This window comes from Fodinicola acaciae, assembly GCF_010993745.1.
GTDB lineage: Bacteria > Actinomycetota > Actinomycetes > Mycobacteriales > HKI-0501 > Fodinicola > Fodinicola acaciae.
This window is the reverse complement of record NZ_WOTN01000004.1, coordinates 770112-785305: the sequence shown is the minus strand read 5'-3', so window position 1 is coordinate 785305 and position 15194 is coordinate 770112. Positions and strand designations below refer to the sequence as shown.

General features: G+C 69.2%; 14 protein-coding genes. 6 read left to right on the top strand and 8 right to left on the bottom strand.

Going from position 1 to position 15194, the window contains the following annotated elements:
• Positions 1-238 precede the first annotated feature (238 nt).
• Both GNX95_RS39170 and GNX95_RS39165 read right to left on the bottom strand, forming a co-directional pair.
• Entirely contained in the window at positions 239-883 is a 645-nt protein-coding gene (locus GNX95_RS39170; RefSeq protein WP_163512908.1) for a hypothetical protein, read from the bottom strand.
• Positions 880-2445: an FAD-dependent monooxygenase gene (locus GNX95_RS39165; RefSeq protein ID WP_163512906.1), complete on the bottom strand. Its 1566-nt coding sequence runs from the start codon at positions 2443-2445 to the stop codon at positions 880-882. The genes GNX95_RS39170 and GNX95_RS39165 overlap by 4 nt, the downstream gene beginning before the upstream one ends.
• 83 nt (positions 2446-2528) lie before the next feature.
• Here GNX95_RS39165 and GNX95_RS39160 point away from each other — a divergent pair, with 83 nt between their 5' ends.
• Positions 2529-3236 (top strand): TetR/AcrR family transcriptional regulator, encoded by a 708-nt coding sequence (locus GNX95_RS39160; protein WP_222854275.1) that lies wholly within the window; start codon positions 2529-2531, stop codon positions 3234-3236.
• Here GNX95_RS39160 and GNX95_RS39155 read toward each other — a convergent pair.
• The 4 genes from GNX95_RS39155 to GNX95_RS43965 all read right to left on the bottom strand — a co-directional run bounded on the left by GNX95_RS39155 (position 3214) and on the right by GNX95_RS43965 (position 7917).
• A complete protein-coding gene (locus tag GNX95_RS39155) occupies positions 3214-4218 on the bottom strand; it encodes an alpha/beta hydrolase (protein WP_163512904.1) in 1005 nt (334 codons plus the stop codon). The two genes, GNX95_RS39160 and GNX95_RS39155, sit on opposite strands and share 23 nt — an antisense overlap.
• Positions 4219-4222: 4 nt before the next feature.
• Entirely contained in the window at positions 4223-5209 is a 987-nt protein-coding gene (locus GNX95_RS39150) for an LLM class F420-dependent oxidoreductase (protein WP_163512902.1), read from the bottom strand.
• 10 nt (positions 5210-5219) lie between these two features.
• A complete protein-coding gene (locus tag GNX95_RS39145; RefSeq protein WP_163512900.1) occupies positions 5220-6887 on the bottom strand; it encodes a class I adenylate-forming enzyme family protein in 1668 nt (555 codons plus the stop codon).
• 175 nt (positions 6888-7062) lie between these two features.
• Positions 7063-7917: a TerD family protein gene (locus GNX95_RS43965; RefSeq protein WP_163512898.1), complete on the bottom strand. Its 855-nt coding sequence runs from the start codon at positions 7915-7917 to the stop codon at positions 7063-7065.
• A gap of 62 nt (positions 7918-7979) precedes the next feature.
• Here GNX95_RS43965 and GNX95_RS39135 point away from each other — a divergent pair, with 62 nt between their 5' ends.
• The 5 genes from GNX95_RS39135 to GNX95_RS39115 all read left to right on the top strand — a co-directional run bounded on the left by GNX95_RS39135 (position 7980) and on the right by GNX95_RS39115 (position 13639).
• The gene (locus GNX95_RS39135; protein WP_163512896.1) at positions 7980-9416 is read left to right on the top strand and encodes a GuaB1 family IMP dehydrogenase-related protein; all 1437 of its coding nucleotides are present in this window, start codon (positions 7980-7982) and stop codon (positions 9414-9416) included.
• Positions 9416-10111 carry a DNA alkylation repair protein gene (locus GNX95_RS39130; RefSeq protein ID WP_163512894.1) on the top strand — a complete coding sequence of 232 codons (696 nt, stop codon included), beginning with the start codon at positions 9416-9418 and terminating at the stop codon, positions 10109-10111. Before GNX95_RS39135 ends, GNX95_RS39130 begins: the two co-directional genes overlap by 1 nt.
• A complete protein-coding gene (locus GNX95_RS39125; protein WP_163512892.1) occupies positions 10111-10461 on the top strand; it encodes a metallopeptidase family protein in 351 nt (116 codons plus the stop codon). Before GNX95_RS39130 ends, GNX95_RS39125 begins: the two co-directional genes overlap by 1 nt.
• Before the next feature lie 120 nt (positions 10462-10581).
• A complete protein-coding gene (locus GNX95_RS39120; protein ID WP_163512891.1) occupies positions 10582-11271 on the top strand; it encodes an AIM24 family protein in 690 nt (229 codons plus the stop codon).
• Between the two features lie 76 nt (positions 11272-11347).
• Positions 11348-13639, top strand: coding sequence for a protein kinase domain-containing protein (locus tag GNX95_RS39115; protein WP_163512889.1), 2292 nt, complete (start codon positions 11348-11350; stop codon positions 13637-13639).
• Here GNX95_RS39115 and GNX95_RS39110 read toward each other — a convergent pair.
• Positions 13636-14250 (bottom strand): histidine phosphatase family protein, encoded by a 615-nt coding sequence (locus GNX95_RS39110; RefSeq protein WP_163512886.1) that lies wholly within the window; start codon positions 14248-14250, stop codon positions 13636-13638. The genes GNX95_RS39115 and GNX95_RS39110 overlap by 4 nt on opposite strands.
• On the bottom strand, positions 14247-15191 hold the full coding sequence (gene pheA / locus GNX95_RS39105; RefSeq protein ID WP_163512884.1) for a prephenate dehydratase: 945 nt from the start codon (positions 15189-15191) through the stop codon (positions 14247-14249). The genes GNX95_RS39110 and pheA overlap by 4 nt, the downstream gene beginning before the upstream one ends.
• Positions 15192-15194 lie beyond the last annotated feature (3 nt).

Genomic DNA, 15194 nt, shown 5'->3' with positions numbered 1-15194 from the left:
CTTTTGCGTGCTGTGTCGACGCACGCAAGGCCCCCTTGCGTGCGTCTGACGCACGTAGGGAGGCCTTGCGTGCATGGTCCATGTGACAGCTGTGACCAATGAGCTTGCCGAGGCGGAACCAAGATCAACTTTTCTACTTATGTAAGTTCCACGCGAACCCACCCCCCGCCCGTTACTGGGTGGGGGCCATTTCAGCAGGTAAGTACGACAGTTTCGGGCCGTACGTGGTGATGGTGAGCTATGCGTACGACTCGCTCGTCGGTGTTGGGTGGCGTGGCCGGAGGAATGTCAGTGCGACGAAGGCGAGGATCATCAGGCCGTCGACGGCCATCCGGGTCCAGTCGACGCTGAGCCACAGGTCCACCGCGGCGAGCAGATCCGGGGTCTTCGGTGTGTGCTGCCAGTGCAGGATCTGCACGGCGAAATACAGGTACGTGCTGGCGCGCTCCAGGTAGTAGACGGTCGCCGCCGCGATGGCGACTCGGCGGCGACCCGTGTGTGGCCAGTTGAAGTAGAGCGCGAGGGGCACCAGGATCCACTCGGTGAGCGGATTGAAGGTGGCATAGAACGCGACGGTCCCGCTGCCGGCGCCGGACTGGATCATGGTCAGGTAGGCGTCGGCGGTCGGAAACATCATGGTTTCCAGCAGCAGGCCCGGCGTCAACAGCATCGTCGCGACCAGCGCGACCGCGAGTGCCGAACCGTTGGCGGCGTCGAGCGTCCGGTGACGCCGGATCCACCGGCTGACACCAAAAGCCAAAGCTGTCCACACCACACCACCGGCGACACCGATGCCAATTGCCGCCAACACCGGCAGATTGGTAAATCGGGCTTCGAGAAAACCGAGGATCGAAGCCACAATCGCGATGACGACGAGCTTCATCGGTCGAGCACCGTTTTCAGCGCGTTTTCCAGGTCTTCCGCGGTGCCGGCGCCGACGGAGCGCCAGGCGATGAAGCGGTCCGGACGCACGAGGCTCGCACCGTCCGGCCCGACGCCGTATTTTTCCCGCCATTCAACAGAATCGAGCACAACGGCACGCAATGGTACGCCGAGCCGCCGCGCCACCTCGTCGGCCACGGAGGCCCACTCGTCAGACGAGGTCAGCAGGACGAACTCGTGGCCGAACAAGTGGATCGTCGAGCGGCCCTCGCCGAGCCACACGTGCGGCGCGTGCGAGCCGGGCCGGCCGGTCGGCTTCGCCGGGTCCTCCAGCCGCGCGCCGTCCTCGTCCGGCTCCGGCACGACCGCGCCGTCCGGATAGCGATAGCCGAGCAACGCCGCGAACGGGTCGACCATCTCGTCCTCCGTGCCGTCGGCCAGCTGCGGCGCCGAGCGGAAGATCATGTTGCTGTACTGCTGGCCGGCGATCAGCTCACCGTACGGCCGCCGCTCGGCGTCATGGCTGTCCAGCAGCCGCGGACCGGCGAACCCGCGCAGCACGTACGCGAGCTTCCAGGCCAGATAGAAGCCGTCCATCACCGCGGTGTTGCCGCCCTGACCACCGTGCGGCGGCATCGTGTGCGCGGCGTCGCCGGTCAGGAAGACGCGGCCGGCGCGGAACCGGTCGGCGATCCGGTGCGCCATCCCGGTGGCCGAACGATCGACCAGCCGTACGTCCAGGTCCGGAATGCCGATGGCGATCCGCACCTTGTCGATCACGTCCAGGTCGGTGTAGTCCGCGAAATCCTTCACCGCCGGGTCGTACGCGAACATGACGGCCCAGCGCCCAGGTGTGTCGGTGCTGACGAAGGCGCCGGTGCCGAAGGTGTCGCTCAGCTCCTGGTTCTGCAGGTAGAACAAGGCAAACTCGCGACCCTTGACGACACTTTCCAGGTCGGCGTCGAAAATCACCGCGACCGCGTTGCCGATGTCACCGCGGCCGTGCGTCCCGATGCCGAGCCACTCGCGGATCTCGCCGCGCCAGCCGTCGGCGGCGACCAGATAGTCGGCGGTGACCGTGGACACCTCGCCGGTGGCAAGGTCGCGCAGCTGCGCCGTGACACCGTCGTCGTCCTGGCGGAACGACTCCAGCCGCGTGCCAAACCGGTATTCGGCACCCAGCTCGATCGCTCGCTCCATCAGGATCGGCTCGGCACGCTCCTGGCTGGCCATCGCCATGACGGCCGGCGTGATGTGCGACAGGTCCGGCCACGCCTCGCCGAGGATCTCGTGGATCGGCGGCCCGGTCACGGTCTGCGCGATCACGATCGGCATGCCGAGGCTGATGTCATAGCCGGCCGCACTCATCCGGTCGGCCACCCCGGCGTAGGCCAGCGCCTCCATCGTGTGCCACGACTGGCCGCGCGCCTTCGGGTGGTTGGAGGTGCTCGGGTGCCGCTCCACGACCAGCGACCGGACCCCGTGCAGGCCGAGGAACATCGCGGTCGAGCCGCCGGCCAGGCCGGCTCCGACTATCAGCACCGGTACGTGCGTATCACTCATCGTCACCCTCGTTTCGAACGGTGTTCGTCATAACGAACTCTGTTCTACAGACGAACAGTGTTCGTGTCAAGTACACTGTTCGGGTGAGTGATCTCCCCGAGCCGCCATGGCGCCGCGGCAAGCCGGCGCGCCGGCAGCTGTCCACCGAGCTGATCGTGTCGACGGCACTCGCGGTGATGGCGAAGGAGGGGCTGGACGCCGTGAGCATGCGGCGAGTGGCTCAGGAGCTCGGCACCGGTCCGGCGTCGCTGTACGCGCACGTGCGCAACAAGGACGAGCTGCACGAACTGATGTACGAGCAGATCATGAGCGGCATCGAGGTGCCGGAGATCGACCCGGCGCGCTGGCAGGAGCAGCTCAAGGAGATCGCCAGAAACCTGACGATGGTGTTGATCGCCAACCCCGGCGCGGCCAGGATCGCGATGCACACGCTGATCCCGACCAGCCCGCGGATGCTGCTCGGCATGGACCGCATCCTCGGCCTGATGCGCGCCGGCGGCCTGCCGGACAAGCTCGCCGACTACGCCGCCGACGCGATCGCGCTCTACACCACGGCGATCGCGTACGAGGCGAGCCTCTGGCAGGACCTGGAAGGCGGCATGGCAGAGGCCGAGCGGCGGATCGCGCAGATGGACGAATACCTGGCGATGCTGCCACCGGACCAGCTCGTCCACCTGCGCGCACTGCGGCCGGCGATGCGCGCCGACGACGCGATGGAGCGCTTCGAGTTCGCGCTCGACCTGCTGATCGGCGGCCTGGACCGCTTCGTCACGAAGCCAGCCAGCGGTTGACCGCTGCGAACAGCGCCGGCGCGTTGCGGTGCAGGTTGGCGGAGTGGCCGGCGCCGGGCAGCACGTACGTCGTGATCGGCACGCCGAAAAACAGCCGCTCGCGCGCCTTCACCGTCGCGGCGTCCGGACACGGCGTCGCCGGTCCGCAGAAGATCGAGTCGTTTTCGCCGGTGGCAAGGAAAACCGGGATGCGGATCGGCAGCGTGACGGTCGGCAGGATGGTCGCCACGATCGTCACCTCCTCGGTCGGCGTCCCGTACGTCTTGACCGCCTCGTCGTAGGCGATCATCGCCGGATCGGCGTCAGCACTGGAAAAGAAGACCGACCGGTGGCCGCCTTTGATCGAGGTCAGGTAACCCGGCGGCGCGCCAACCAGCCGTGGCTCCAGAACCGCCGGCACCGACGTGACGACCACGCCCGGCGTCCCCAGCCACAGCGGCGTGTGCAGCCAGTCGGTGAGCACGACCGCGTCGGCGTCGTTGTATCTCCCCGACTCGGTCTGCGCGATCGCGGCGCCCATCGAGTGGCCGACCAGCACGACCTTTTTCGGCTTGCTGCCGGTCAAAAGTCCCGACCGCAGGTCACCGATGAGCTGGTGCACGGTCCACACGTGGGTCGGTACGGTCACCGCGGTCACCGCCGGCTTGCTGGACTCACCAGTGCCGAGCCGGTCGATCGCCACGGTGGCATAGCCGGCCCCGGTCGCCGCGCGTACCCACGAATAGCGGTCCGGCTGGAAGGCCGGATCCCAGTAGTGGTGGTCGTACGTGTAACCCGGCACCAGCAGCTGCACCGGCTTGCCGGCGACCGGTCCGACCGCGCAGATCCAGGCGGCGATCCGCTGGTTTTCCGCCCCACCGGCGGAAAGTGACACGGCCACGTTCTTACGCTGACAGCTCAGGCTGTCGGCCAATGCCCGCGCGCCACCGAAAACACCGACCAGCAGCACGAAAGACAGCGCCGCGACAAGGATTTTCCGCATCGGCTCACCTCGTTGGAAGAGCGGAACGAAGGTCACTGACCGCCTTGAGCGTGCCGGCGCCGGCCTCGTCGTCCACAGTGGACGCCGGCACGACCACCAGCTCGTCGACACCGGCGGCCTGGTACGCGGCCATTCTGGCGGCGACGGTCTCGCGATCGCCGGCCAAGCCGATGGCGGCCGGCAGGTCGGCGCCGATCGCGGCCAGCACGTCACGGGGATGCGCGCCGGAGCGCGCCAGCCGCACCAGCTCGCCGAAGCCGTCGCGGGTGAACATCTCGCCGTAACCGGGCGCCGCGAGATAGCCGACCAGCGTGGTCCGCAGTTGCGTCCAGGCCGCCTCGGTCGGATCGACGGCCGCCGGGACCCACAGGGCGATCCGCGGCGCCGGCCGGCCGATCGCCGCGGCGGCGGTGTTGACCGCCGCGATCAGCTCGGCGGCCCGGTCCGGGCTGATCAGGTTGAGCACCATCCGGTCGGCGTGCGCGGCCGCGACGCGTACGGACGCCGGTCCGAAGGCGGCGATGGTCAGCGGACCGGCGTGCGCCGGCGTGCGCAATCGGAATCCGATTGTGCGCACCACCTCGCCGTCGACCTGCGCCTTCTCACCCGCGAGCAGCGAGCGTACGGCCGTCGCCGACTCGGCCAGCGCACGCGTCGACTGCGCGCGCGAGCGGCCGTGCCACTGCTCGACGACGACGGTGCTCGACGTGCCGAGCGCGACCCCGACGGAGCGACCGGTCAGCGACGCGACGCTGGCGACCCCCATCGCGATCATCATCGGGTCGCGTACGGTCACCGCCAACGGCCCGAGCACCAGCGGGATCCGCTCGGTGACACCGGCGACCGCGGTGGCCAGCGCGAACACGTCATACGTTGCCATCTCGCCGATCCACAGCTCGGCGAAGCCCTCGGCCTCGGCGATCGCGGCCGTGCGCAGCACCTCGGTCGGCGGCCGGTCCTGCCACAGGCCGAGCGAAACCGCGATCTTCAATCAACGACTCCTAGGCGCGCGCCGACTCCGGCTGGACCTGCAGTTGCCGCTTGAGCAGCTTGCCGCTGGGCAGCCGCGGCAGGCTGTCCACGATCCGCAGCCGCTCGGGCAGCTTGTACGACGAGATCTTCTTGCGCCGCAGGAAGTCCACCAGGTCCTTCAGCGTCGGCGTGGTGCCGGGGGTCGGCACGACGACGGCGCACGTACGCTCACCCATCTCGTCGTCGTGTACGCCGATGACGGCCACGTCGGCGACGCTCGGGTGCGCGGCCAGCATGGCCTCCAGTTCAGCCGGCGCGATGTTGATGCCGCCGCGGATGATGATGTCCTTGACCCGGTCGACGTAGGCCAGATACTGGCCGTGCTCGCCTTCGATCCGGAACAGGTCACCGGTGCGGAACCAGCCGTCCGCGTCGATGTAGGACTCGGAGGTGCCGGCCAGATAGTGGGCGAACAGCGTCGGACCACGCAGCTCGAGCTCGCCTTCGGCGCCTGGCGCGGACAGGATCTCGCCGGTGTCCCGGTCCCGCAGCCGCAGCTCCATCGAGCCGTCCAGGCTGGTGCCGGCGACCCCGGACCGGGGAAAGCGCACCGACCGCTCGTACGGGTCGGGGATCTGCTCCGGCGTGGACACCAGGCAGGTCCCCTCGTTGGAGCCGAAGAAGTTGACCACGCCGGCGCCGGTCTCCTTCTCCCAGGCGGCGACGGTTTCCGCCGTCAGCGGCGCCGAGCCGGAGCCGATCAGCCGCAGCGACGACAGGTCGGTGTTGCGCAGCGTCTCCTCGGAGTCCATCAGCCTGGCCATCAGCGCCGGCGCGATGATCGTGTACGTCGCGCGCTCGCTCTGCAGCTGGTCGAGAAAGATCTCAAGCTCAAACGGATGGTGCTGGACCAGCGTGCAGCCGGACATCAGCCACGGCAGCATCAGGCCGCCGAAACCGGCCATGTTCACCATCGGAAACGGACTGAGCACGATGTCGTCGGCGGTGAGCCGAGCCGACTCGCGGCACACGCGCGCGATCGCCATCCAGTCGTAGTGGCTGCGCGGCACGCCTTTCGGCGGCGCCTCGGTGCCCGAGGTCCAGCAGATCGAGAAGCAGTCGTTGGGGTCCGTACGCAGGCCGGCCAGATACTGCTGGAGCTGCTGGCGGGACGGCGCGGACGGACCGGCCGGCCCGTCACCGCGCAGCACCAGGACGCGCCGCAGCGACGGCACCTGCGCGCTGATCTGCGACGCGACCTCGGCGAGCGGACGGTTGTTGACCTGCTGGCAGGTGATGAAGACGGTCGCCTCGGTCACCTGGCACATGTGCGCCAGCTCGCGCTCACGGAACTGCACCGGAAACGGCGTGAGCACCGCGCCGATCCGACTCACCGCGAGCACCGCCTGCACCAGGTCGACGGAGTTGGGCAGCTGTACGGCCACCACGTCCTGGTGGCCGACGCCGCGGGTGACCAGCGCCGCGGCCAGCCGGTCGACCGCGGCGTCCAGCTCGCGCCAGGTCCAGCGCTGCGGCTCGCCGCCGGTCAGGGCCGGCTTGTTCGGCGGGTCGACCACCGCGATCCGGTCGGGCGTCTCTGCGACCCTGGCGCGGAACAGGCTGTCGACGGTGTCGTCGGTCCAGGCGCCGGTCGCTCGATACTGCGCGACCAGTGCCGGCGGATGAAGGGTGGGCATCACCGGCCGCCTTCGCGGATGTGCGACATGGAGCCTCCTTGAGTCTCGAACGTCACGAATCCACTGGCAGGGGGTTACCAGGCGCGTGCTGGCGCTTACCCTACGCGGTCCGGCCGGTCGGAGCGAGAGGCACCCTGTGCGGGTTTGACGGCAGCCGCCCGAAATGAGACTCGAACTATCGGCCACCCGGCGGTCGCGGAGGGTGGCGATAGCCCGGCGGTGGAGGCGGTTGACGACGCGCCGGTCCAGGCGGCATGCCCGGCGGCATGCCCGGTGGCGGTCCCTGGTACGGGCCAGCCGGACGACCGGGTTGCGCGTACGGTCGCTGCGGCGGCCACGGCTGGAGGGGTGGTTGGTGAGGTGGCTGGCCTGGCGGATACGGCGGCCGGCCGTCAGGCTGCGGATAGCCGTGTTGTTGTGGTGGTGGCTGCGGAGCCGGCCGTTTCTTGCGTTCGGCCGGCTTGGCCGGTTTCGACGGCAGCGACGGCTCGGGTGGCGCCGTGTCGTCGATGGGCGGTGTGAGACCGAAATCGTTGGCCAGTCCGGCCAGGCCGCTGCGATATCCCTGGCCGACCGCGCGAAACTTCCAGCCACCGTCGCGCCGATAGAGCTCGCCCATCACGAAGACCCGCTCGCGGCCGGTCTCCCTGGTGTCGAAGCGGGCGATCTCCTCGCCGCCGGTCGCGCTCATGATCTGGATGTGCAGGTCGGACAGCTGGCCGAAATAGCCGCCGACCGCCGAGCCGACCACCGCGATGCGCTGCACCGGCGGGTCCATCCCGGCCAGCGCGACCAGCAGGTTGCCGGACCTGACACCGTCGATGGTGGTGTCGCCGGTGAACCGTACGGTCCCGGAGCGGTGCACCTTGTTGTCCGGCGTGACGAAGTCGTCGTCCGTACGCACCCGGTTGGGACACAGCAACAGCGCGCAGACCTGCACGCTGGGAGCGAACTCGGTGTCCTTCCAGCCGACCACGACCCGCACCGCCGCCGTGTTGACCGGGACATTCTGGCCCTTGCTGATCAGCACCCAGGCACCTTATCCAACGTGCGCACAAGCCACCGGCGGGAAATCCCCAGTAGGCTCGCGACGTGCGGTTTCTGAATGGTGCGGCGCCGCCGTACGAGCTGACCTACAACGACGTCTTCATGGTCCCGTCGCGGTCCGCGGTGACCTCGCGGCTGGACGTCGACCTGACCACCTCGGACGGCTCCGGCACGACGATCCCGCTGGTGGTGGCCAACATGACGGCCATCGCCGGGCGCCGGATGGCCGAGACGGTGGCGCGCCGCGGCGGCCTGGCCGTGTTGCCGCAGGACATCCCGCTCGACATCGTCAGCGAGGTCATCGCCTGGGTGAAGCAGCGGCACCAGGTGTACGACACGGCGCTGACGCTGGCGCCCACCGACACCGTCGCGTCGGCCGCCGGCCTGATCACCAAGCGTGCGCATGGGGCGATCATCGTCGTGGACGGCGACAAGCCGGTCGGCATCGTCACCAGCAGCGACCTGGCGGCCGTCGACCAGTTCACCCAGCTGCGCGAGGTGATGAGTGCGGAGGTGCTGACCATCGCGGCCGGCGCGCCGCTGGACAAGGCCTACCAGGTGCTCCACGAGGGTCGCCGCAAGGTCGCGCCGGTGGTGGACGAGCAGGGCCACCTGGTCGGCGTGCTCACCCAGCGCGGCGCGTTGCGCTCCACGATTTACCAGCCGGCGCTGGATGCCCGCGGTCGCTTGCGGATCGCCGCGGCGATCGGCATCAACGGTGACGTCGCGGCGAAAACCGCCGCGTTGCTGTCCGCCGGCGCCGACCTGATCGTCGTGGACACCGCGCACGGCCACCAGGAAAAGATGGTTTCCGCTTTGCGCGCGGTGAAATCCGTGCGTCCGACGGTGCCGGTCGTGGCCGGCAACGTGGTGTCGGCGGAAGGCGTACGCGACCTGGTCGAGGCCGGCGCCGACATCGTGAAGGTCGGCGTCGGACCCGGCGCCATGTGTACGACCCGGATGATGACCGGCGTCGGCCGGCCGCAGTTCTCCGCGGTCGCCGAATGTGCCGCGCAGGCACGAGAACTCGGCAGCCACGTGTGGGCCGACGGCGGCGTACGGCATCCGCGTGACGTGGCGCTGGCGCTGGCCGCCGGCGCGTCCAACGTCATGGTCGGCTCCTGGCTGGCCGGCACGTACGAGTCGGCCGGCGACCTGCAGACCGCCGCCGACGGCCGGCTTTACAAGGTGTCGTACGGAATGGCGTCGGCGCGGGCCGTGCAGGCCAGGACCCGCACCGAAAACGCCTTCGAGCGGGCCAGGAAAGAGTTGTTCAGCGAGGGAATCAGCTCCTCCAAGATGTACCTGGACGAGACGCATCCCGGTGTCGAGGACATCATCGACGCGATCGTCGCCGGTGTCAGGTCGTCGTGCACGTACGCCGGCGCCAGCAGTTTGGCCGAGTTCGCCGAGCGAGCGGTGATCGGCGTGCAGTCGTCGGCCGGCTACGAAGAGGGCCGCCCGATCCCGACGAACTGGTGATGGCCACCAACCGGGGGCTGGTGACGGCCATCCGCGAGGGCCTCGCCGCCGCGGCGAATCCGGAGAAGGCGCCGGGCATGCGGGCCTACATGAAGTCGGCGATGCCCTATCGCGGCGTACAGTCGGCGCCACTTCGGCAGATCTGCGAGGAAGTCTTCGCGAGATATCCGCTGGCCGACCGTCGCATGTGGACGGACACGGCGCTGACATTGTGGCGGAAAGCCGGTTTTCGCGAGGAAATGTATGCCGCGCGCGAGCTCACCGGCTGGAAGCCGTACGCGAGCTGGCAGGACCCGGACGCGTTGCCGATGTATGAGGAAATGGTCACCAGCGGCGCCTGGTGGGACCACGTCGACGAGGTGGCGATCCGCCGGATCGGTCCGATTCGCCGCGCGTACGCCGAAATCGTCACGCCAGTCGTCCGCAACTGGTCGACGCACGACGACATGTGGTTGCGGCGTACGGCCATCATCTGTCAGGTGGGTGCGAAGGCGGGGACCGACTACGACCTGCTGGCCGAGGTCATCGAGCCCAATGTGGACAGTCGCGAGTTCTTCATCCGCAAGGCGATCGGCTGGGCTCTGCGCGACCTGGCCTGGCACGACCCGGACTGGGTGGTGTCCTATGTGGACGGCATGGGTGACCGGCTGTCCGGGCTGTCCCGCCGCGAGGCACTGAAGAACGTTGGTCGCTGATGGCGATCGAGATGAGCCGCGAGCGGTTCGAGGAGCTGGTCGCCGACGCGCTCGACCAGGTGCCCGAAGAGCTCATGCGGATGCTGGACAACGTGGTCGTACTCGTCGAGGACGACTCGCCCGAGGACCCGCCGCTGCTGGGCCTCTACGAGGGCATCGACCTGACCCGGCGCGGCTGGGACTACGGCGCCGTGCTGCCGGACCGGATCCTGATCTTCCGCAATCCGACGCTGGCCATCTGCGACACCGAGGACGACGTGGTCGAGGAGGTCACGATCACCGTCGTACACGAAATAGCGCACCATTTCGGCATCGACGACGAGCGGCTGCACGCGCTCGGCTGGGGCTGACGGGCCCGGTGTCAAGATCCGTTCGCGCAGTATTCGACCGACACGACCTGCTCAGCGACCGGTCGCTCAGCGCGACCGTCTACGGTGAGCGGCAACAGTTTCTTTACGGAGGACAGCACGATGCGCGGTGACATCTTTGGCTCGGAGAACATGGCGCAGGCGGCGCAGGCGCCGGGAATGAGTCTCCAGCACAAGAAGTGTGTCAAGTACGCGGTGAACGGCGAGGTCCTGGCCAAGCAGGGTGCCATGATCGCCTACCGCGGCAACATCCAGATCGAGACCAAGTCACAGGGTGTCGGCAACTTCCTCAAGCGCCAGTTCACCGGCGAGGGCCTGTCGCTGATGGTCTGCCGCGGCCAGGGTGAGGTGTGGTTCGCCGACCTCGCGCACGACTGCTTCATCCTCGACCTGGAGCAGGGCGACGCGCTGTCCATCAACGGCCGCAACGTGCTGGTCTTCGACCCGAGCCTGCAGTACGACATCAAGATGGTGCAGGGTGCCGGCATGTTCGGCGGCGGCCTGTTCAACAGCGTGTTCACCGGCCAGGGGAAGGTCGCCATCACCTGCGACGGCCAGCCGATCGTCATCCCCGTACAGCCCAACTATCCGGTATTCGTCGACACCGACGCGATCATCGGCTGGTCGGCCAACCTGCAGACCTCGATCCACCGCTCGCAGGGTCTCAAGTCGATCCTCAAGGGTGGCTCCGGCGAGATGTTCCAGATCGTTTTCAACGGCCAGGGTTACGTCATCATCCAGCCGTCCGAGGGCTACTCCGGCCAGTCCAGCACCGGCACCGGCGGCCGCTGACCCTCACCATGGCCAAACGGGTGAAGGTTTGCCGGAAAGGCAGCGGCCGCGGCGCCGGGACCATAGCCTGCCGCATGTGAGCGGCGAGCGGCTGGTTGCCGAGCGATACCGGATGCTCGCACGGATCGGCGCCGGTGGGATGGGTACGGTCTGGCGGGCTCGCGACGAGATGCTGCACCGCGAGGTGGCCCTCAAGCAGGTGCGGCTGCCGGACGGCATCCCCGAGCGGGAGCGGCGCAGCAGCTTCCAACGGCTGCTCCGCGAGGCCCGGCTCGGCGCCCGGCTGCGGCATCCGGCGATCTGCCAGGTGCACGACGTGCTGATCGTCGACGACCAGCCGTGGATCGTCATGGAGCTGCTGCCGGGCCGTTCGCTCGACGACCTCGTCGAACGGGACGGGCCGCTGCCGCCCGACCAGGTCGCCAAGATCGGTGTCGCGTTGCTCGGCGCGCTCGACGCCGCGCACGAAGCCGGCGTGCTGCACCGGGACGTGAAGCCGGCCAACGTGATCGTGGACGCCAACGGCAACCCGACGCTGACCGACTTCGGCATCGCCTTCGAGCTCGGCCAGGTGTCGACCACCAAGACCGGCTATCTGGTCGGCTCGCCCGCGTACGTCGCGCCGGAGCGGGTACGCGGCGAGACCGCCGGTCCGCCGAGCGACATCTACTCGCTCGGCGCGACGCTCTACACAGCGGTCGAAGGACGGCCGCCGTACGTGCGGGACAGCCAGCTCACCACGCTGGCCGCCGCGGTCACCGAGGCGCCGGACCCGATGCGGCTGGCCGGCTGGATCGCGCCGGTGTTGCACGGCATGTTGATCAAGGATCCGGCGCAGCGGTGGACCTCGGACCGGTGCCGCGCCGCGTTGGCGAGCGGCGAAGCGCCGGCGAAGGCGACGCTTCCGTACCCGACACCACCTCGTCCGGCGGACCCGCCGCCACCTCCGCCGAAGCGGCGCAAACGGGGTTGGATCGGCGTGACGGTCGGCCTGGCCACCGCCGCGGTCGTCCTGGCCGCCGACATCGGCGCCGGCTCGTACGCTTTCACCTGGTTCAGCGGCCTGACCAGTGCGTATGGCGGCGCCGACGATCGATTCCAGGTCGAGACGGCACCGGTGCCGGTGGCGGGCACCAAGGACGTGCTGGTGATGGGGTGGAAGCCGGGCTCCGACAAGCCGAAGGCGGTCGTACGCCGGCTGACACCGGCGTCCGGAAAGGTGGTGTGGACCGGGCCGGAGATCGGCGAGGACGACTCCTTCGAGCAGCTGGTGGCGGCTGGTACGACCGGCGTCGCGATCACCAAGAGCGCCGCGTTTGGCTTCGACCTGGCGACCGGTCAGCGCAAATGGATCCAGACCCTGTCCAACGACCTGGCCGGTCCGTGCGACTCGTCCTGTGCCGTCGTCGCCGGCCGACATGTGGTGGCGCTGAGCAAGGACGGCCGCGTCCAGGCCTTCGACCTGGCCAGCGGCCGGCCCGCCGGCAACACCACGTTGGAGTCGCAGCCGCGGGACCTGTGGGTCGTCGGTGACAAGGTCGTCGTCGACGACGAGGTGAAGGCACCCTACGGTCACGCGCTGAAGGTCATCGACCCGGCGACCGGCGGCACGCTGCACTCCGCGGCGCCGGCCTGCCAGGTGAGCATCACCGACGTACACGCCGACGCCGACGACTGGCTTTTCAGCGCCGACCGCAAGCAGGTCGTGGCGCTGATGTCGTCCGGATACAGCTGCGCGGTCGGTTATTCACTGCCGAGTCTTTCCAAGCTTTTCCAGCACAGCTACCAGCCACAAGACGACGACCCGATCCCGTCGATCTGGCGCGACGACGACCGCACCGACATCGGCGGCCTGCAGTGGGCCGACGACAAGGACGGCGCCGGCCAGCTGCGGACGATCAACCCCGCCAACGGTGTCGTGCGTACGGTCTTCACCGCCAAGAACTACAGGTTCATGCCGCGCGGCATCGTCGCCGGCGTGGCGATCGTCGAGGCGGCACCGTCCTTCGACAGCGAGAAGCCGGAGATCTGGGCCATCGACGTGGCCACCGGCAAGCGGCTGTGGAACCAAAGCAGCAGAGTGAAGAGCAGCAGTGACAAGCAACGGGTCGCGGTCAGCGCGTACGCGGTCGTCGTCGCGTCCTGCCTGGACGAGAGCGGCACCTCGGCGAGCCCCTGCACGTACGAGGGGCTCAACCCGCGCACCGGCCTGAGCCTGGCCAAGACCGACAAACCTGAGCCAGGGATCATCCCGGCCATCGACAGCGTCACGAGCACGGCCGACTATGTCTTCGTACGAGCCGGCGGCCAGCTGGTCACGCTCGACCCGAAGACCGGCGCGCTGCTCTCCGCTTCCGGCGGGCTCTAACCCGGCGGCGCGCCGTTCCAGCTGCGGCACAGCCAGTCGCCGCCGTTGACCTCCACCTCCACCAGGCCGGTGTTGGGCAGGTGGTGGCGCAGTGCGTGCAGCGGCGAGATGCCGGGACACAGCTGCGGGATCGTCAGCCGGATCGCCGCCGCATGCGAGACCACGACCGCGGTCTCACCTTCGGCGAGCGAGCCGACGGCCTCGGTCAGCACCGCGCCGATCCGGTCGACGACCTCACGCCCGGACTCACCGCCCGGCCGGCGTACGTCCAGGTTGGCGTCGAGCCACCAGGCGACCGCCATCTCGTCGAAGAGCTCGTGCGCCTCCTCGTCGTGCCGGGCGTGCAGGTCACCGACGTGGCACTCGCGCAGGTCGGCGCGGACGCGTACGGACAGGCCGCGGGCGTCGGCCAGTGGCTGCGCGGTCTGCTGCGACCGGATCATCGTGGAGGCCCAGATGGCCGCCACGTCCTCGCCGGCGAGCGTGTCGACCAGCGCCTTCGCCTCCTGCCGGCCCCGCTCGGTGAGCGGCGGACCGGGCACCTCGCAGTCCAGGCTGCCGACCAGGTTGGCCTCGCTCTGCCCGTGCCGGAACACCAGCAGCCGCTTCACCCGCGCTCGGATCCGTCCCGCAGGGCGCGCAGCCACGCGGCCGCGTCGGTGAAGTCGGCGTCGGACGTGCCCGGCCGGCTGGTGTAGGGCGGCGACGGCTCGGCGGCCGGATAGGAGCCGAGGAAGCGTACGTCCGCACAGATCCGCCGCAGACCCATCAGCGCCTCGCCGACCCGGTCGTCGTTGATGTGGCCGGTGCAGTCGAGGAAGAAGCAATAGCGGCCGAGCCGCTCCTTGGTCGGCCGCGACTCGATCCTGGTCAGGTTGATGCCGCGTACGGCCAGCTCGGTCAGCACCTCCAGGAGCGCGCCGGCGCGGTCGTGCGCGATGAACGCGACGAAAGAGGTGAAGTCGTCGCCGGTGCGCTCCGGCGGCCGGCCTGGCCGCGTCACCAGCACGAACCGGGTGACCGCGTCGGACTCCTCACCGATGTCGTCGACCAACAGCCGCAGATGATTGCGCTCGCCGGCCACCGCCGCGCAGGCCGCCGCGTCGAAGTCGCCGCGCGCCACCGCGGTCGCCGCCTCCGAGGTCGAGGAGGTGGAGCGCTGCTCGGCGTCCGGCAGGTTCTTGCGCATCCAGGAGCGCACCTGCGCCAGGCCGTGCGGATGGCTGGCGACGGTGCGTACGGCGGACAGCTCGGTGCCGGGACGGCCGAACAGGCCGAACCGCACCGGCAGCAACACCTCTCTGGTGATCTGCAACGGCTCGCCGAAGGCCAGCTCGTCGAGCGTGACGCCGACCGCGCCTTCGACGGAGTTTTCCAGTGGCACCAACGCCGCGCCGGCCTCGCCGGCCCGTACGGCGTCGAGCGCCTCGGGCACGTTGGCGGCCGGCTCGCGTACGCCGTCGCGGGCCGCCGCGATCGTCAGCAGCGCCTGCTCGGCGAACGTACCTTCCGGACCGAGATAGGTGAATCGCTGTGGAGGGACACCAGGCACGGT

What these genes read in the sequence shown, in the direction of transcription:
- GNX95_RS39170 (WP_163512908.1), bottom strand. Translation starts at nt 883, where the DNA reads ATGAAGCTCGTCGTCATCGCGATTGTGGCTTCGATCCTCGGTTTTCTC.
- GNX95_RS39165 (WP_163512906.1), bottom strand. Translation starts at nt 2,445, where the DNA reads ATGAGTGATACGCACGTACCGGTGCTGATAGTCGGAGCCGGCCTGGCC.
- GNX95_RS39155 (WP_163512904.1), bottom strand. Translation starts at nt 4,218, where the DNA reads ATGCGGAAAATCCTTGTCGCGGCGCTGTCTTTCGTGCTGCTGGTCGGT.
- GNX95_RS39145 (WP_163512900.1), bottom strand. Translation starts at nt 6,887, where the DNA reads ATGCCCACCCTTCATCCGCCGGCACTGGTCGCGCAGTATCGAGCGACC.
- GNX95_RS39130 (WP_163512894.1), top strand. Translation starts at nt 9,416, where the DNA reads ATGGCCACCAACCGGGGGCTGGTGACGGCCATCCGCGAGGGCCTCGCC.
- GNX95_RS39125 (WP_163512892.1), top strand. Translation starts at nt 10,111, where the DNA reads ATGGCGATCGAGATGAGCCGCGAGCGGTTCGAGGAGCTGGTCGCCGAC.
- GNX95_RS39120 (WP_163512891.1), top strand. Translation starts at nt 10,582, where the DNA reads ATGCGCGGTGACATCTTTGGCTCGGAGAACATGGCGCAGGCGGCGCAG.